Here is a 17368-nt window from a genome sequence, read left to right on the forward strand (position 1 = left end):
AGATAAAAACAAGAGGATTTGCCATGGAATTTAATACACTAATCCCAGAATTATCAGTATTTGATGTCACACAAACCAAAGAATTTTATCAAAAATTGGGATTTCAGATAGAATATGAGCGAGAAGAAGAAAATTTTGTATTTATGTCTTTCCAAGGTAGCCAGTTTATGTTTGAACAAATCCATGAGGACGGATGGAATATCGGCGAGTTAAAGTATCCCTTAGGCCGAGGCATCAATTTTTCAATTGTGAGCAGTCATATTGAAGAACTCTATAATCTGGTAAAAACTGAGCATCTAGAAATTTATAGAGGATTAACCAGAAGTACTTATATGGTCGGACATGTGGCAGAAGAGCAGATGGAGTTTCTCATTCAAGACCCTAATGGGTATCTATTAAGATTTACAAATGGATAATTGTCATCTGTCGTATTTTGTTACATTTAAAAAAACAAACTTTTAGCATTATCCTGATTTTAAATATTGAATGAAGGAAATCACTATATAAGATGATAGACGTAGCAAATATTTTGAAAAAGCTTTCTTTTATAGTAGAATAACAGTACAAATAGAAAAAGGAGAACAACTATGGTTCAAGCAGTTACTGATGCAAATTTCGTAGAGGAAACGAAAGAAGGTCTTGTTTTGATTGATTTTTGGGCAACTTGGTGTGGTCCATGCCGGATGCAGGCCCCTATTTTAGAGCAATTAGCGGAAGAAATTCACGAAGATGACTTGAAAATTCTGAAAATGGATGTGGATGAAAATCCAAACACAGCCCGTGAATTTGGGATTATGTCAATCCCAACTCTTCTCTTTAAAAAAGACGGACAAGTTGTCAAACAGGTAGCAGGAGTGCATACGAAAGAGCAATTAAAAGCTTTCATCGCAGAGCTTAGCTAAGAAATATAAGAAGTAGCCAGTCAGTCGTTGACTGGTTTTTCTTATTCTATGCTAGAAATAGATTAGTAAATTTAAATTGATTTTACCCCTATGTATAGAGATTTTAAGATAGTTTAAACATCAATATAGAAATAATAGTTTCTAATCTTTTGAGTAGAATGATAAAAAAGAGATACCTATTCTAACTATCGATCCTATATTGAAAAGATTATTGAAATCAGTCTTCAAGAAGAAGAAAGGTAAGGGGGTGATGGGAAAGTTGTTTTAGAGGGGGAATTAGAATTAATGGAAGAAAAGAATGAAAAAAGTTCAAAAAAAAACAAAAAAAAAAGAAAAAAAGTGTTGACAAAGGAATGGATAGGTGATATACTAAGATAGTTGTCGCGAGAGAGCGACAAAGACCTTTGAAAACTGAACAAGACGAACCAATGTGCAGGGCGACTGAGCGAAAGCTTAGTCAGTCAAACACAAGAAACAATAAATCTGTCGGTGGACAGAATGAGTGAAGAGCTCAAACTTTTAAATGAGAGTTTGATCCTGGCTCAGGACGAACGCTGGCGGCGTGCCTAATACATGCAAGTAGAACGCTGAAGCTTGGTGCTTGCACCGAGCGGAGGAGTTGCGAACGGGTGAGTAACGCGTAGGTAACCTGCCTGGTAGCGGGGGATAACTATTGGAAACGATAGCTAATACCGCATAATAGTGCTTACTGCATGGTAAGCATTTGAAAGATGCAATTGCATCACTACCAGATGGACCTGCGTTGTATTAGCTAGTTGGTGAGGTAAAGGCTCACCAAGGCGACGATACATAGCCGACCTGAGAGGGTGATCGGCCACACTGGGACTGAGACACGGCCCAGACTCCTACGGGAGGCAGCAGTAGGGAATCTTCGGCAATGGGGGCAACCCTGACCGAGCAACGCCGCGTGAGTGAAGAAGGTTTTCGGATCGTAAAGCTCTGTTGTAAGAGAAGAACAGCGATGGGAGTGGAAAATCCATTGTATGACGGTATCTTACCAGAAAGGGACGGCTAACTACGTGCCAGCAGCCGCGGTAATACGTAGGTCCCGAGCGTTGTCCGGATTTATTGGGCGTAAAGCGAGCGCAGGCGGTTAGATAAGTCTGAAGTTAAAGGCTGTGGCTTAACCATAGTACGCTTTGGAAACTGTTTAACTTGAGTGCAGAAGGGGAGAGTGGAATTCCATGTGTAGCGGTGAAATGCGTAGATATATGGAGGAACACCGGTGGCGAAAGCGGCTCTCTGGTCTGTAACTGACGCTGAGGCTCGAAAGCGTGGGGAGCGAACAGGATTAGATACCCTGGTAGTCCACGCCGTAAACGATGAGTGCTAGGTGTTGGGTCCTTTCCGGGACTCAGTGCCGCAGCTAACGCATTAAGCACTCCGCCTGGGGAGTACGACCGCAAGGTTGAAACTCAAAGGAATTGACGGGGGCCCGCACAAGCGGTGGAGCATGTGGTTTAATTCGAAGCAACGCGAAGAACCTTACCAGGTCTTGACATCCCTCTGACCGCTCTAGAGATAGAGTTTTCCTTCGGGACAGAGGTGACAGGTGGTGCATGGTTGTCGTCAGCTCGTGTCGTGAGATGTTGGGTTAAGTCCCGCAACGAGCGCAACCCTTATTGTTAGTTGCCATCATTTAGTTGGGCACTCTAGCGAGACTGCCGGTAATAAACCGGAGGAAGGTGGGGATGACGTCAAATCATCATGCCCCTTATGACCTGGGCTACACACGTGCTACAATGGCTGGTACAACGAGTCGCAAGTCGGTGACGGCAAGCTAATCTCTTAAAGCCAGTCTCAGTTCGGATTGTAGGCTGCAACTCGCCTACATGAAGTCGGAATCGCTAGTAATCGCGGATCAGCACGCCGCGGTGAATACGTTCCCGGGCCTTGTACACACCGCCCGTCACACCACGAGAGTTTGTAACACCCGAAGTCGGTGAGGTAACCGTAAGGAGCCAGCCGCCTAAGGTGGGATAGATGATTGGGGTGAAGTCGTAACAAGGTAGCCGTATCGGAAGGTGCGGCTGGATCACCTCCTTTCTAAGGAAAAGGAACTGCATATTGGTCGTCATGTTTAGTTTTGAGAGGTCTTGTGGGGCCTTAGCTCAGCTGGGAGAGCGCCTGCTTTGCACGCAGGAGGTCAGCGGTTCGATCCCGCTAGGCTCCATACAACTGGAGACAGTTGTAGAGATTTGCACATTGAAAATTGAATATCTATATCAAATAGTAACAAGAAAATAAACCGAAAACGCTGTGAATTAATGAGTTTTCTAATTTGAAAGAATTAGGTTAAGAAATAAGGTTAAGTTAATAAGGGCGCACGGTGGATGCCTTGGCACTAGGAGCCGAAGAAGGACGTGACTAACGACGAAATTCCTTGGGGAGCTGTAAGTAAGCGAAGATCCAGGGGTGTCCGAATGGGGGAACCCAACATGTAATGCATGTTATCCATGACTGTTAAGGTCATGCGAAGGAAGACGCAGTGAACTGAAACATCTAAGTAGCTGCAGGAAGAGAAAGCAAAAGCGATTGCCTGAGTAGCGGCGAGCGAAACGGCAGGAGGGCAAACCGAAGAGTTTACTCTTCGGGGTTGTAGGACTGCAATGTGGACTCAGATTTTGTAGAAGAATCTACTGGGAAGTAGAGCCAAAGAGAGTAAGAGCCTCGTATTCGAAACAGAGTCTGTACCTAGCAGAATCCTGAGTACGGCGGGACACGCGAAATCCCGTCGGAATCTGGGAGGACCATCTCCCAACCCTAAATACTCCCTAGTGACCGATAGTGAACCAGTACCGTGAGGGAAAGGTGAAAAGCACCCCGGGAGGGGAGTGAAATAGAACCTGAAACCGTGTGCCTACAACAAGTTCGAGCCCGTTAATGGGTGAGAGCGTGCCTTTTGTAGAATGAACCGGCGAGTTATGATATGATGCGAGGTTAAGTTGAAGAGACGGAGCCGTAGGGAAACCGAGTCTGAATAGGGCGAATTAGTATCATGTTATAGACCCGAAACCATGTGACCTACCCATGAGCAGGTTGAAGGTGCGGTAAAACGCACTGGAGGACCGAACCAGGGCACGTTGAAAAGTGCTTGGATGACTTGTGGGTAGCGGAGAAATTCCAAACGAACTTGGAGATAGCTGGTTCTCTCCGAAATAGCTTTAGGGCTAGCGTCGATGTTAAGTCTCTTGGAGGTAGAGCACTGTTTGGGTGAGGGGTCCATCCCGGATTACCAATCTCAGATAAACTCCGAATGCCAACGAGATATAATCGGCAGTCAGACTGCGAGTGCTAAGATCCGTAGTCGAAAGGGAAACAGCCCAGACCACCAGCTAAGGTCCCAAAATAATTGTTAAGTGGAAAAGGATGTGGGGTTGCACAGACAACTAGGATGTTAGCTTAGAAGCAGCTATTCATTCAAAGAGTGCGTAATAGCTCACTAGTCGAGTGACCCTGCGCCGAAAATGTACCGGGGCTAAAACAATTTACCGAAGCTGTGGATACCTAAATATAGGTATGGTAGGAGAGCGTTCTATGTGTGGAGAAGGTGTACCGTGAGGAGCGCTGGAACGCATAGAAGTGAGAATGCCGGTATGAGTAGCGAAAGATGGGTGAGAATCCCATCCACCGTAAGACTAAGGTTTCCAGGGGAAGGCTCGTCCGCCCTGGGTTAGTCGGGACCTAAGGAGAGACCGAAAGGTGTATCCGATGGCCAACAGGTTGATATTCCTGTACTAGAGTATGAAGTGATGGAGGGACGCAGTAGGCTAACTCAACCAGACGATTGGAAGTGTCTGGCTAAGCAGTGAGGCGTGGTATGAGTCAAATGCTTATACCTATAACGTTGAGCTGTGATGGGGAGCGAAGTATAGTAGCGAAGTGAGTGATGTCACACTGCCAAGAAAAGCTTCTAGCGATGTATCATACTCTACCCGTACCGCAAACCGACACAGGTAGTCGAGGCGAGTAGCCTCAGGTGAGCGAGAGAACTCTCGTTAAGGAACTCGGCAAAATGACCCCGTAACTTCGGGAGAAGGGGTGCTCAGTATAACTGAGCCGCAGTGAATAGGCCCAAGCAACTGTTTATCAAAAACACAGCTCTCTGCTAAATCGTAAGATGATGTATAGGGGGTGACGCCTGCCCGGTGCTGGAAGGTTAAGAGGAGGGTTTAGCGGCAACGCGAAGATCTGAATTGAAGCCCCAGTAAACGGCGGCCGTAACTATAACGGTCCTAAGGTAGCGAAATTCCTTGTCGGGTAAGTTCCGACCCGCACGAAAGGCGTAATGATTTGGGCACTGTCTCAACGAGAGACTCGGTGAAATTTTAGTACCTGTGAAGATGCAGGTTACCCGCGACAGGACGGAAAGACCCCATGGAGCTTTACTGCAGTTTGATATTGAGTGTCTGTGCCACATGTACAGGATAGGTAGGAGCCAAAGAAGTCGGGACGCCAGTTTCGACAGAGGCGTTGTTGGGATACTACCCTTGTGTTATGGCCACTCTAACCCGGATAGGTGAACCCTATCGGAGACAGTGTCTGACGGGCAGTTTGACTGGGGCGGTCGCCTCCTAAAAGGTAACGGAGGCGCCCAAAGGTTCCCTCAGATTGGTTGGAAATCAATCGCAGAGTGTAAAGGTATAAGGGAGCTTGACTGCGAGAGCAACAACTCGAGCAGGGACGAAAGTCGGGCTTAGTGATCCGGTGGTTCCGTATGGAAGGGCCATCGCTCAACGGATAAAAGCTACCCTGGGGATAACAGGCTTATCTCCCCCAAGAGTTCACATCGACGGGGAGGTTTGGCACCTCGATGTCGGCTCGTCGCATCCTGGGGCTGTAGTCGGTCCCAAGGGTTGGGCTGTTCGCCCATTAAAGCGGCACGCGAGCTGGGTTCAGAACGTCGTGAGACAGTTCGGTCCCTATCCGTCGCGGGCGTAGGAAATTTGAGAGGATCTGCTCCTAGTACGAGAGGACCAGAGTGGACTTACCGCTGGTGTACCAGTTGTCTCGCCAGAGGCATCGCTGGGTAGCTATGTAGGGAAGGGATAAACGCTGAAAGCATCTAAGTGTGAAACCCACCTCAAGATGAGATTTCCCATAACGTTAAGTTAGTAAGAGCCCTGAGAGAAGATCAGGTAGATAGGTTAGGAGTGGAAGTTGTGTGAGCAATGGAGCGGACTAATACTAATAGCTCGAGGACTTATCCAAAGATAATAACATTCAACGAGCTTACAGCGTAAGGTAACCCTTGTGAAGGATTGATAAGATATTCAATTTTGAGTGTGGAAATACTCAGATAGTTAAGTGACGATAGCCTAGGAGATACACCTGTACCCATGCCGAACACAGAAGTTAAGCCCTAGAACGCCGGAAGTAGTTGGGGGTTGCCCCCTGTGAGATATGGTAGTCGCTTAGCTATTATCCGCCATAGCTCAGTTGGTAGTAGCGCATGACTGTTAATCATGATGTCGTAGGTTCGAGTCCTACTGGCGGAGTATAAATATTTTTAAAATAATGGATTTTCAGTATTTTTAGGATATTTGTCAAGTGTAGTGGGTAGATGTCAGCTAGCATCTAGAGAGGACCAGCTTGGTCTTCTCTTTTTTGATGTTGATGGCAATCAAAATCCGCTTTTTGAAGTTCTATTGTAACCGCCCAATAACCAGGTGTCTATGATATTTTCCACGCCTCTAGTATACTGTTATCAGAAAACAGAACTGGAGGCTATTTTGATGTCACAACCTATTGTTCCCTTGAAAACACCACAATCTCGTCGATTTCCTCATAAATCCAGAAGTGATTTGATAATGAAAATGCGTATTGGAAAAGTTGAACTAAGCTTGTTCCCATCTCTTCATCAAGAAACACTGGAAACTATTTTAGATAAGGTACTTGCTTATGAGCATCCGACTCAGTGATTTAGGGCAGGTCTATCTGGTTTGTGGCAAAACTGATATGCGTCAAGGGATTGATTCGCTGGCCTATCTCGTTAAACGTCAATTTGAATTAGATCCCTTTTCTGGTCAAGTTTTTCTCTTCTGTGGTGGCCGCAAAGATCGTTTCAAGGCCCTTTATTGGGATGGACAAGGTTTCTGGTTGCTTTACAAGCGATTTGAAAACGGCAAACTCACTTGGCCTAATGATGAACATGAGGTCAAAGCCCTCACTTCCGAGCAAGTAGACTGGCTGATGAAGGGATTTTCGATAAGTCCTAAAATAAAATCTACAAAAAGTCGTGATTTCTATTGAAATCATGGCTTTCTTTTTATACTTAACAAAAATCAAATTCTGATGTATAATAGTCCTATGAACGCTACACAAGAACAAATCACAGAACTCAAATCAGCTCTCAAGGCTAAACACCTCTCTGCCTATCACAAACGGATTCAAGCGGTCTATTTACGCTCTCAAAAGTTGACCTACAAGGCCATTTCTGACTTAATCGGTTTATCTCATGATACGATTTGGCGTTTGGTGAAAAAATATGAACAAGAAGGCCTCTCTGCCCTTACCCATGATGCACGAGGGGGGCGTCATCGTTCTTATCTTACTTACGAAGAAGAAAAAGCATTCTTAGAAGAACAGTTTGTTGGTAGTGCTTCAGGACAATTTGTCACTATTGCAGAAATGCACGAGGCTTACCAAACTAAAATTGGGAAGTCTTGGGTGCCAAAAGGAGTACGACCTCATGTTCACAGCCACTATATTCGAGAATATCGCTACTGCTATGGAGCTGTCGATGCCCATACAGGGGAATCTTTCTTTATCATTGCTGGGGGATGTAACACCGATTGGATGAATGAATTTTTAAGACAACTGTCCCAAGCCTACCCTAATGACTATATCTTACTCGTGATGGATAACGCCGTATGGCATAAATCACGGACGTTAGAGAAACCTACCAACATTGGCTTTGAGTTCATTCCACCTTATACGCCTGAGATGAATCCCATTGAACAAGTCTGGGCTGAGATTCGTAAGAGAGGTTTCAAGAATAAGGCCTTTAAGACGCTAGACGATGTCATTAACAAGCTGCAAGAGGTGATTCAACGTCTGCATTGGTCTGTGTTAAAACCCATTGTTTATAGAAATTGGCTCTTTTCAGATTTTGATGTTAAATGAGTATTATCTCATTATACCGAAAAGAAAGCCATGATTTCAATAGAAATCACGACTTTTTGTAGATTTTATTTTAGGACTTATCGAAAATCCCTTCATCAGCCAGTCTACTTGCTCGGAAGTGAGGGCTTTGACCTCATGTTCATCATTAGGCCAAGTGAGTTTGCCGTTTTCAAATCGCTTGTAAAGCAACCAGAAACCTTGTCCATCCCAATAAAGGGCCTTGAAACAATCTTTGCGGCCACCACAGAAGAGAAAAACTTGACCAGAAAAGGGATCTAATTCAAATTGACGTTTAACGAGATAAGCCAGCGAATCAATCCCCTGACGCATATCAGTTTTGCCACAAACCAGATAGACCTGCCCTAAATCACTGAGTTGAATGCTCATAAGCAAGTACCTTATCTAAAATAGTTTCCAGTGTTTCTTGATGAAGCGATTGGAACAAGCTTAGTTCAACTTTTCCAATACGCATTTTCATTATCAGATCACTTCTGGATTTATGAGGAAAGTAACCGCTCCATAACGAGGTATATTGAAAAAGTTCCAAAGTCTTGCTTGACTCTGGAACTTTTCTATTTGCAGTTGTTCTGAATTCGTTCAGTCCACGGTAAATAAGCCTCTAGAACCTCCTTTTTTGCGAGTGACTCCTCGTTTGGAAGATGTTCCAGAAGATAAGTGATGTATTTCTCTGAATCAAGACCATGCCTCTTAGCTGTCTCCAGTAAACTCAGGATAATGGCAGTTGCTTTAGCTCCCTCAAAACTTTGGGAAAACAACCAATTTTTCCGTCCCATGACCAAGGACTTAATAGCGCGTTCTGCTACATTATTGGATAGAACCAAGCGACCATCTTGAAGAACTGCCTTGAATAGTTCTTCATACTTAAGGCTATACTCTATCGCACGACCAAGTTTTGACCCAGGTAAAATAGATTGATTGCGGCACCAGTCGAAGAACTCATCCATCAAAGGGGCTAACTCTGTCTGGCGTTTATGTAGTCGCTCCTCGCTAGACAAATCTGCCCAATCATTCTCCAAGGCAAATAGACGGTCGCAATAGGCTAATCCCTTAGCACCCAAGGAAGTCCTGTCTGCCTTTTTAGGCGTCGCCTCGAAGAACTTTCTTCTGACATGAGCCCAACAACCAACCAACTCAGCTCGTTCTAACTGCCTATAGGCCGACCACATATCACAATGTACATAGCCTGTATAATCTCCAAGAAACTCCTTCACAACCAAGCCACTCCGCCCTTTATCGTGATGATAAAGAGTGATTCCCTGTTCTTCATGCTTCCCAGACAAGAAGGTCCAATAATAAGTCAACTGACTATCACTTTCCAAGACCCTATAAGAAGTCTCATCCGCATGGAGAACAGGCTGTTCTAGTAATTTCTCGTGCAGAAGGTCATAAATCGGCTCGAAATAATACTGACTAGACTTGATGTGCCAGTTGGCGACTTCCTTCCGTGTGATTGGCAAGACAAGCTTGTTCCAATCCTCTTCCTGGCGGTAGTTGGGGACCTTGAGATTGAATTTCTGGTGAATGGTGTGGGCAATAATGGAGGCTGACCCTAGGCTATGTGCCAAAGGAGCCTTCGGAACAGGAGCCTTGATAATCTTATCGTTAAAATTCTTCTCGCTACAGTTCTGGCACTTGTAAGCGTGTTGGACATGGTCAAGGCGTTTCAATTGGGCAGGGATATAAACCAATTCCTGCCTCTGAATACAAGAACCAATCTCTTTCAACTGACCGTGACAGTCTGGACAAGTGCAGTCTTCGCCTTTTAGTTCATGATGAACCATCTCTGGAGTAAACTGACTGAAAACAGCCTGACGAACTCCCTTAGCTTTCTTACGTTGATAGGTAATCGTTTCTGTATCACCTGGGTAAGTCAGCGTCTTCTTCAGGAAGTGGTTCTTCTTCAAAGAGACTTAGCTGACCAGGTTGATACACAACCTTCTCTGATGACTTGCCATAAAGCTTTTGTGTCAGATAAGCCACCTGTTCACGAAGGAGGGTCAACTCATTGGTCATGATTTCAATAGTTTTTGTTAGACTTTCAATCACTTTATCTTGTGGCTCCATGGACTCACCCCCTTCTTTTTATCTCATTATACCTAAAAGAAAGCCATGATTTCAATAGAAATCACGACTGTTTGTAGGTTTTATTTTAGGGCTTATCGAAAATCCCTTCATCAGCCAGTCTACTTGCTCGGAAGTGAGGGCTTTGACCTCATGTTCATCATTAGGCCAAGTGAGTTTGCCATTTTCAAATCGCTTGTAAAGCAACCAAAATCCTTGTCCGTCCCAGTAAAGAGCTTTGAACCGGTCTTTGCGGCCACCACAGAAGAGAAAAACTTGACCAGAAAAGGGATCTAATTCAAATTGACGTTTAACGAGATAGGCCAGCGAATCAATGCCCTGTCTCATATCGGTTTTGCCACAAACCAGATAGACCTGCCCTAAATCACTGAGTTGAATGCTCATAAGCAAGTACCTTATCTAAAATAGTTTCCAGTGTTTCTTGATGAAGAGATTGGAACAAGCTTAGTTCAACTCTTCCAATACGCATTTTCAGCACCATCTCGTTTTTGTTTTTCTTATCAAAACGACGAGATTGGGGCGTTTCCAAAGGAACAATAGGTTGTGACATCACAATAGCCTCCAGTTCTGTTTTCTGATAACAGTATACTAGAGGCGTGGAAAATATCATAGACACCTCGTTATTGGGCGGTTACTGAGGAAATCGACGAGATTGTGGTGTTTTCAAGGGAACAATAGGTTGTGACATCAAAATAGCCTCCAGTTCTGTTTTCTGATAACAGTATACTAGAGGTGTGGAAAATATCATAGACACCTCGTTATTGGGCGGTTACTATTATTCTATTAGCACTATTGGAACCATTTACCTACGTTTTTTATTGCATTAGCACCAAGATCCCAAATATCTTTACTTATAGAAACTGCACCATTTACAATAGTATTCTTTACAAATTTGACCGCATTGTTAATAGGTGAAATGATAGAGCTTGCAGTACCAGCAATTTTAGCTAGTGAGTTAGAAAATCCTTCCAAATTGCTTTTCTGAGGTTCCATAAAATAGCTTTCAGACGTCCTCTTTCCTTGAGAGGTATTTTGGAAGAAGGAGGTTAAAAGATGTGAGTAGTTCAGCCAATCCTTTCGCTCTGCTTCTGCTTTTTTATCATCTGGAGTTCTATATTCATCCTTGATATACGAAGTGATAACAGTTTCTAAATTTGGATGCTTTAATATTCCCTTGGAAAGAATTGAAACAAGATTTACAACTAATGTAGTTTTATCTAAAGCTTCTACAATCAAAGAAGAAGGAGTGAGTTTATTTGCAATCTCTTCTGCTGTTTTTTCTATGACCTTTTCAAATGTAAACTTAGTAGAATTACCCGAGAACCCTGTAAAAATATCTCCAATAATATTTAGAATGCCGTTAGCATTATAGATTATATCTGATAGAAATTCAAATTCGTATTCATTAAGTCCTACATTGCTCGGCAATCCTCCAAATACAATCAACGTATTAACACTTGGTTGATCTGTGTACATTGACTTAATCGGTAAATTTTTTAATAATGCAAAATCATTTTTATTAAGGGCGTGAATACCTGGACCATTAAAACCAATTCCACCGGTTAATTTTTTTGCAAAATCGCTCTTAGATAATTCCAAAGCGCCATAATAAGCTTCATAGCCCCCAATGAATGACCTGTAATATAAACTTTTTCAACATCTAAATGTTTAAGTGAATCAATTATGGTCCCAATCTGTTTTTTTGCGATTTCCTCTACCTTACTTGAATTTAACGCTATTTTTAAATCCATGATGAGTTCACTACGATATTGTAGTTTTGAATTTATACTAAAATCGTCATTGTTCTCATCTGTCCCTCTATATGCAATTACGAGTGATTTACTATTCTCATTATAAAACCAAGAAACACTGGAATGGAAAGGAACTGCATATTTATCATACTCATCTGTATTAGAACCAATCAATTTCCAAGATTCAAAGAATCTTTTATCAGATAAATCTAAATTGAATTTATCAAAACGAGGTGTAATACCATTGTTTTGGAATAAGTTTTTAAAATCGGCTAAAAACTTATTTGAGTGTGTTTTTAAAGTATCATCGCTTAAATATGAAATTGCTGAAAGTAAGAGAAGGTCTCGGGGCCCTACATTCCATTTTTTGAAATCAAAATCTTGATTAAATTTATCTTTACTTTTACGTTTCTCAAGAGCATCATCATAACCATCACCATCAGAATCATCTATTGTAGAAGATGTAGATATTTCATAACCATGTTGTTTTGATCGACCAAGGAGTGTAGTAATATCACTAAATGCTTCCCTAATTGAAGTATCTGTTGCAAGTTCGAAGAAATATCCATCGGTATTTTCAGCAATCTCTCTTAGCAACTTCACATCAATATCATGACCTAGTCCCATAGTGAATATCTTAATTGATTTTTCTTTTGCTTTTTTTGTTAATTCTGAATAGTCATGATAGTAACTATCTTGTCCATCTGTAAATAATAAAATAACCTTATTTCGTTCAGAAGTGTCACCAATTAGAGTACGAATACCTCTATCCAGACCTGCCCAAATATTCGTACCACCAATACTATCAATTGCACTAATATGAGAATTTAAATCTTCTTTATTATTTAACAGCAAAGTATGATTTCTGACACTGCTATCAAAATCAACAATAGAAACTAAATCTTCTTTCAGGTTTAAGAGATTTAACAAATTAGATGCCGATTTCTTTCTTAAATCGTGTGGATCATAATCTTCCATACTGCCAGAACTATCGATAACCAGTGATAACGCTAAACTTTTTATTATTTTATCATCATGAGTAGTTTTAATAATTTTAGAAGGATCTATTGAAACTACTGGTTGATTTTGTGATGTCGCTAGAGTTTTATTTTCCCAAATAACAGCAACATTTTTTCCTTTATCTAAATCAGAAATGGTTGCATAAGCTACATCCCCATAGACTTCAGTGTCACTTTTAACTTTTGTAATAGTATTATCAATCTCGTTAATCGTTACCATTACCGGTTTTGATTCTAGGTCGCTAGACTTAGGTCTCTTAAATTGTAAACCAATTTTGGCGGAATTAGTTGTTTTATCAGTAGAATGTATAAAAATTGGATTGCTAATTAGCGGTGAATTTTGAATAGGAGTATAAATACTCTCAAAGACTTTCACATTACTAAGATCTGATGTGGTGTTATCAGAATTTGAAATACTGATTAGTTGTCCAGTCTTATCAATTCCTTCAACACCAGGCAATCTCGTGCCCAAAGTAACTGTAATAATATATTGAGGAATCTCTTTTGAAATGAGAGTTTCAATCTTATCTTCTTTTCCAGGCTCACTTATTTTTTTTCTTACTGTTCCTGTTACAAAGGCAGCTTCAATATTTGTAATTTGTTGGTCTGATACCATCCTTGTTTCATCATATTTTGTAATTACTTTGATAGCACCGATTTTATCTAACGAATCTTTAGATAGATCTACTTGGAAGGAAAGATTTTTTGTTAATTCTTCTAATAACTGCCTCTGACGAATACTAGTAGCATTAGATTTAGTGACAATTTCTGTAAAGTATGTTTCTGAGTATCCTGGTTTCGTTAATCGTTCTGTAGAAGTATCTTTTGTTTTTTGAAGATTGTTTAAGCTAGTAGAGTTAACTAGATTTATGCCACTATTAGTCTGAGTGCCTTTGGTTCCAACTTTTACATAAGTTGGTGAAGCAACCTTGGAAATTTCTGAAATAGTTGTACGACTAGCTTCAACTCCATCAACTATTTTAACTTCTTGTATACTGACTTTTTTACCAGATTGGCCTGCAGAAACAACAACCACTTCACCAGACGGTAATGTACTATCTTCAGTTACGATAATCTCTGATGGTATTTCTTCAGTAACACGAACGGTTCTTAAAATCGTTTGGTTTGAAGCAACGGTCTTATTAACAGGATCTTCTTTAATTGTAGCATCTATTACTGTAGCTACTTCATTAGAAACATTGATAACTTCTGTGGATTCAGACAATCCATTAATTTCTGTCGTTTCATTAAATAGATTAGTAGTGGAATTACCCTCTAAGATTGTTTCAGAAGATTCTTTTCGATTATTAGTTGTCTCAGTAGCAGAAGTTTGAGATCCTGAAAAATTAATTTCGGAAGAGAGAACCGCACTTTCATGATTGTGAGTTTGTTGATGATTAATATTAGCACTGATACTACTATATTTTTCTGAAATTGAACTGTCATTTGATATTGAAGCTGCTGTATCTGCGGAAACAACTTTCTCGGATAAAATTTCTTCGTGTACAACAGGTAAAGTTGCTGTGAGTGTATCTAATGGCACAAGTGATGATAACCCTTTGGATAACTCGTTATTTATTCCATCCATAACATTTTGACCGTCTTTAATTACTGATTTAATCGGAGTTTTATTCTTTGCTTTTTCCTCATATTCGTTTTTTAAAAATTTATTAATTGATTTTGAATCCCCGCTATCAAAAACTTCAACTTGTTCTATTGTTTGAATGTTTTCTAAGTTAGAATTAAAAATATAAGCTATGGCCTTATTTCCATTATCTACTATAATTTTATTTCCATGTTTACTAAAATATAGTTTATTTCCTTCATAAATCAGATCTACATTCGAAATCTTATTAAGTTCGACGAGAACTTTCATATCAATTTTTACGGCTTCTGAAATTACTGATAGTGTATCTCCCCACTTAATTATGTAAACAGTAGAATCTTCACTTTCAGCTAAATCTTTTTTCACCATTTCTACTGTTCGTGCTGTCCATTCCCGTACAAAAGCGAGCTCACTATCAGTCCATGCACCAATAGTTGCAACTGAAAGTGCAAGTCCCGTCATACATACCCATTGACCAGTGCGTTTCTTATGCCATTTGGAAGTTTTTTCCATTATGTTGTCTCCTAATTATACTATTATATGTATTCTACTATATAATACTCATTTAACATCAAAATCTGAAAAGAGCCAATTTCTATGAACAATGGGTTTTAACAAAGACCAATGCAGACGTTGAATCACCTCTTGCAGCTTGTTAATGACATCGTCTAGCGTCTTAAAGGCCTTATTCTTGAAACCTCTCTTACGAATCTCAGCCCAGACTTGTTCAATGGGATTAATCTCAGGGGTATAAGGTGGAATGAACTCAAAGCCAATGTTGGTAGGTTTCTCTAACGTCCGTGATTTATGCCATACGGCGTTATCCATCACGAGTAAGATATAGTCATTAGGGTAGGCTTGAGACAGTTGTCTTAAAAATTCATTCATCCAATCGGTGTTACATCCCCCAGCAATGATAAAGAAAGATTCCCCCGTATGGGCATCGACAGCTCCATAATGGATTTAAAATAATGTTATTTTTAATGTTTGTTCAGTAAAATGTTTTGTATTCTTGATCCTGGTGATATAAACTATTTGGATGAATCTCTAAAGTTGAATTAAGAATTTTTAAAAGATGTTCTGTTCGTCTAGAATGAGATTAATCGCAGCTATTTTAAATACTTTTCTTGGTATAAAGAGGCTCTTCCTTGTCATTTAAGTTTGTTTCTATTTTATTATATTATATAAAGTTTCAATCCTTTCAATAATTCTTTGTATAATGTTTTAGAGTCAGTGTATAATCTAGATAATTTTTTGTACTATTAAACATAAAAAATAATTTTATCTCGAAGATTGTCAGATGCCAAAACTATGATATAATTGAATAAAAAATAACAAAGTAGTAATTGGATTATAAATAGTTAGAAAAATACAGGTCATATATTAGGAGAATAATATGTACAAAATTATTAAAATAACAGATACGGAGATCTATATTGGAGCATCGGATGGGACTTTTCAAGTAGTTCCTAGAAATAGTGTGGCGTTTGAGCCGATTATGTTAGGGCAGGAAGTGATTTGCTATGATCGAAATGGCGAGAAAATAGTAATTTTAGCAGTTCAGCCGCAACAGACAAGTTTTAGCAAACTGAAATCCTTTCTCATGCACAATAAAATGTTAATAGGGATTATTGCCATTTTATTGATAGTAGTGATTAGCTTGCTTTTAAATGGTCAGGAGAAGCCTGTAGTAAGTAATTCTAACTCTGATAAGATGGAGCAAAGTATTTCAACAACAAATTCTACAACCAATAAGATAAACAAAGTTATTGATACGGATAAATCTCGTTATATAGAACCTAACTATGATAAGTGGAACCATGAAGAACTTGCAGAAGGAACTAAAATCAAAATTAGCGGAAAGGTGATTCAAGAGCAGTCTGGTAGTGGCTTTCACATTTTGAGAGTAGCTATGAATGGAGATTCTAATAAAGTCGTTTATGTTGAAATTGACAACGAAAACTATAAAAAAGTTATCGCGGAAGATGACGAGATTACTTTATATGGGCTAGCCAATGGACGGACTACTTATGAAACTGTTTTAAAAAGCTCATTGACAATTCCATTAATGGAAGGGCTTATGTATGAAATTGGGAGTACGGAACTAGAAGAGTCCGATAAACCGGAAGTGATTTTTGATCAAGATGGGCTAAAAATTGAGCAAATTGGTGCAAGAAAATTCCGCTTTTATAACAATCGCCCAGAAACTGTGAAACTTCGTACAGATTCGATTGATGTTAATGGACAAATTGTGAGTGAGTATAATTTTAGTGGTCTCGTTATTGAAGACTTGCGCACAGGTCAATTCAAAGAAGGTGAGCTTCGGGATGACGAAGGTGTGATGAAAGCTGGAAAAACAGTCCGTATCACTTTAAAAATCATGGATGATAATTATCGAGAAATTACTGAAATTGAAATTACGCTTGATTTGGATAAGGATGTCCCAAAAACATAACAAAATGATAGTGGAAAAGAATAGTAATTCCTAGGTAGTAAGAAGCTACTTGGGGATTTTGTTTTATGGGGGTCTATGGATACTCTAAAAATCTGAGAATATAAGTTCAGTTAACGAGTATTATCCACATAGCTATTAAAGAACCTGTATTCACAAATATGATATACTAAGCTTATGACATGAAAAGCGTCTGCTACTGATTTAACCGATCAAGAATGAGCTAAGCTTGAGCTCTATTCCTCCAAACACCACACCTATAAATGGTTTAAGCGAGAACTTCGTGATTGCGACCTTATACGTCACAAAAACAGGCTGTCAATGGTATCTGATCCCTCATGGCTTCCTACTATATCCGATTGTATGGAGTTTTTAGTCGTACTAAGAAG

Annotated in this window: 13 protein-coding genes, 2 tRNA genes, 3 rRNA genes and 1 pseudogene; 11 read left to right on the forward strand and 8 right to left on the reverse strand. The window is 40.3% G+C overall.

The features are described 5' to 3' along the window. Positions 1 to 23 precede the first annotated feature (23 nt). The 10 genes from BFM96_RS04275 (at position 24) to BFM96_RS10815 (ending at position 8048) form a co-directional block, all read left to right on the forward strand. A complete protein-coding gene (locus BFM96_RS04275) occupies positions 24 to 416 on the forward strand; it encodes a VOC family protein (RefSeq protein WP_068990759.1) in 393 nt (130 codons plus the stop codon). 171 nt (positions 417 to 587) lie between these two features. Further along, positions 588 to 902: a thioredoxin gene (gene trxA, locus BFM96_RS04280; RefSeq protein ID WP_068990764.1), complete on the forward strand. Its 315-nt coding sequence runs from the start codon at positions 588 to 590 to the stop codon at positions 900 to 902. A 519-nt stretch (positions 903 to 1421) separates the two neighbouring features. After that, positions 1422 to 2969: ribosomal RNA gene (locus BFM96_RS04285) — 16S ribosomal RNA — on the forward strand. A 54-nt stretch (positions 2970 to 3023) separates the two neighbouring features. Continuing rightward, positions 3024 to 3096: transfer RNA gene (locus BFM96_RS04290), tRNA-Ala, on the forward strand. Positions 3097 to 3229: 133 nt separating this feature from the next. Continuing rightward, positions 3230 to 6134, forward strand: a 23S ribosomal RNA gene (locus BFM96_RS04295). A 92-nt stretch (positions 6135 to 6226) separates the two neighbouring features. Beyond that, a 5S ribosomal RNA gene (gene rrf / locus BFM96_RS04300) occupies positions 6227 to 6342 on the forward strand. The 16S, 23S and 5S rRNA genes sit together here with 2 tRNA genes alongside, the layout of an rRNA operon. Before the next feature lie 5 nt (positions 6343 to 6347). Beyond that, positions 6348 to 6421 (forward strand) — tRNA-Asn (locus BFM96_RS04305). A gap of 237 nt (positions 6422 to 6658) precedes the next feature. Next, positions 6659 to 6844, forward strand: coding sequence for a hypothetical protein (locus tag BFM96_RS04310; RefSeq protein ID WP_068988958.1), 186 nt, complete (start codon positions 6659 to 6661; stop codon positions 6842 to 6844). Next, complete coding sequence (gene tnpB / locus BFM96_RS04315) at positions 6825 to 7175, forward strand: IS66 family insertion sequence element accessory protein TnpB (RefSeq protein ID WP_068988960.1); 351 nt, start codon at positions 6825 to 6827, stop codon at positions 7173 to 7175. The genes BFM96_RS04310 and tnpB (BFM96_RS04315) overlap by 20 nt, the downstream gene beginning before the upstream one ends. A 57-nt stretch (positions 7176 to 7232) precedes the next feature. Next, positions 7233 to 8048, forward strand: a complete 816-nt coding sequence (locus BFM96_RS10815) for an IS630 family transposase (RefSeq protein WP_083201807.1) — start codon at positions 7233 to 7235, stop codon at positions 8046 to 8048. Between the two features lie 36 nt (positions 8049 to 8084). Here BFM96_RS10815 and tnpB (BFM96_RS04325) read toward each other — a convergent pair whose 3' ends face one another. The 8 genes and pseudogenes from tnpB (BFM96_RS04325) to BFM96_RS04365 form a co-directional block, all read right to left on the reverse strand. Continuing rightward, a complete protein-coding gene (gene tnpB / locus BFM96_RS04325; protein WP_068990766.1) occupies positions 8085 to 8435 on the reverse strand; it encodes an IS66 family insertion sequence element accessory protein TnpB in 351 nt (116 codons plus the stop codon). Positions 8436 to 8620: 185 nt separating this feature from the next. Then, positions 8621 to 9973: an IS66-like element short variant transposase gene (locus tag BFM96_RS04335; protein ID WP_068990772.1), complete on the reverse strand. Its 1353-nt coding sequence runs from the start codon at positions 9971 to 9973 to the stop codon at positions 8621 to 8623. Further along, positions 9927 to 10133, reverse strand: coding sequence for an IS66 family transposase (locus BFM96_RS04340; protein WP_068990777.1), 207 nt, complete (start codon positions 10131 to 10133; stop codon positions 9927 to 9929). The genes BFM96_RS04335 and BFM96_RS04340 overlap by 47 nt, the downstream gene beginning before the upstream one ends. A gap of 51 nt (positions 10134 to 10184) precedes the next feature. Further along, on the reverse strand, positions 10185 to 10535 hold the full coding sequence (tnpB, locus tag BFM96_RS04345) for an IS66 family insertion sequence element accessory protein TnpB (RefSeq protein WP_068990780.1): 351 nt from the start codon (positions 10533 to 10535) through the stop codon (positions 10185 to 10187). Continuing rightward, positions 10516 to 10701, reverse strand: coding sequence for a hypothetical protein (locus BFM96_RS04350; protein ID WP_068990783.1), 186 nt, complete (start codon positions 10699 to 10701; stop codon positions 10516 to 10518). The genes tnpB (BFM96_RS04345) and BFM96_RS04350 overlap by 20 nt, the downstream gene beginning before the upstream one ends. Positions 10702 to 10940: 239 nt before the next feature. Beyond that, complete coding sequence (locus BFM96_RS04355) at positions 10941 to 11750, reverse strand: hypothetical protein (protein WP_068990789.1); 810 nt, start codon at positions 11748 to 11750, stop codon at positions 10941 to 10943. Beyond that, positions 11714 to 15040: a VWA domain-containing protein gene (locus BFM96_RS04360; protein WP_068990792.1), complete on the reverse strand. Its 3327-nt coding sequence runs from the start codon at positions 15038 to 15040 to the stop codon at positions 11714 to 11716. The genes BFM96_RS04355 and BFM96_RS04360 overlap by 37 nt, the downstream gene beginning before the upstream one ends. A gap of 48 nt (positions 15041 to 15088) precedes the next feature. Then, positions 15089 to 15484, reverse strand: a pseudogene (locus BFM96_RS04365) (IS630 family transposase); the annotation flags it as partial. Positions 15485 to 15923: 439 nt separating this feature from the next. On the opposite strand from BFM96_RS04365, the gene BFM96_RS04370 reads away from it, so the two are divergent. Beyond that, the gene (locus tag BFM96_RS04370; RefSeq protein WP_068990795.1) at positions 15924 to 16982 is read left to right on the forward strand and encodes a hypothetical protein; all 1059 of its coding nucleotides are present in this window, start codon (positions 15924 to 15926) and stop codon (positions 16980 to 16982) included. Positions 16983 to 17368 lie beyond the last annotated feature (386 nt).

Source organism: Streptococcus himalayensis, assembly GCF_001708305.1.
Classification (GTDB): domain Bacteria; phylum Bacillota; class Bacilli; order Lactobacillales; family Streptococcaceae; genus Streptococcus; species Streptococcus himalayensis.

What these genes read in the sequence shown, in the direction of transcription:
- BFM96_RS04275 (WP_068990759.1), top strand. Translation starts at nt 24, where the DNA reads ATGGAATTTAATACACTAATCCCAGAATTATCAGTATTTGATGTCACA.
- trxA (WP_068990764.1), top strand. Translation starts at nt 588, where the DNA reads ATGGTTCAAGCAGTTACTGATGCAAATTTCGTAGAGGAAACGAAAGAA.
- BFM96_RS04310 (WP_068988958.1), top strand. Translation starts at nt 6,659, where the DNA reads ATGTCACAACCTATTGTTCCCTTGAAAACACCACAATCTCGTCGATTT.
- tnpB (WP_068988960.1), top strand. Translation starts at nt 6,825, where the DNA reads ATGAGCATCCGACTCAGTGATTTAGGGCAGGTCTATCTGGTTTGTGGC.
- BFM96_RS10815 (WP_083201807.1), top strand. Translation starts at nt 7,233, where the DNA reads ATGAACGCTACACAAGAACAAATCACAGAACTCAAATCAGCTCTCAAG.
- tnpB (WP_068990766.1), bottom strand. Translation starts at nt 8,435, where the DNA reads ATGAGCATTCAACTCAGTGATTTAGGGCAGGTCTATCTGGTTTGTGGC.
- BFM96_RS04340 (WP_068990777.1), bottom strand. Translation starts at nt 10,133, where the DNA reads ATGGAGCCACAAGATAAAGTGATTGAAAGTCTAACAAAAACTATTGAA.
- tnpB (WP_068990780.1), bottom strand. Translation starts at nt 10,535, where the DNA reads ATGAGCATTCAACTCAGTGATTTAGGGCAGGTCTATCTGGTTTGTGGC.
- BFM96_RS04350 (WP_068990783.1), bottom strand. Translation starts at nt 10,701, where the DNA reads ATGTCACAACCTATTGTTCCTTTGGAAACGCCCCAATCTCGTCGTTTT.
- BFM96_RS04360 (WP_068990792.1), bottom strand. Translation starts at nt 15,040, where the DNA reads ATGGAAAAAACTTCCAAATGGCATAAGAAACGCACTGGTCAATGGGTA.
- BFM96_RS04370 (WP_068990795.1), top strand. Translation starts at nt 15,924, where the DNA reads ATGTACAAAATTATTAAAATAACAGATACGGAGATCTATATTGGAGCA.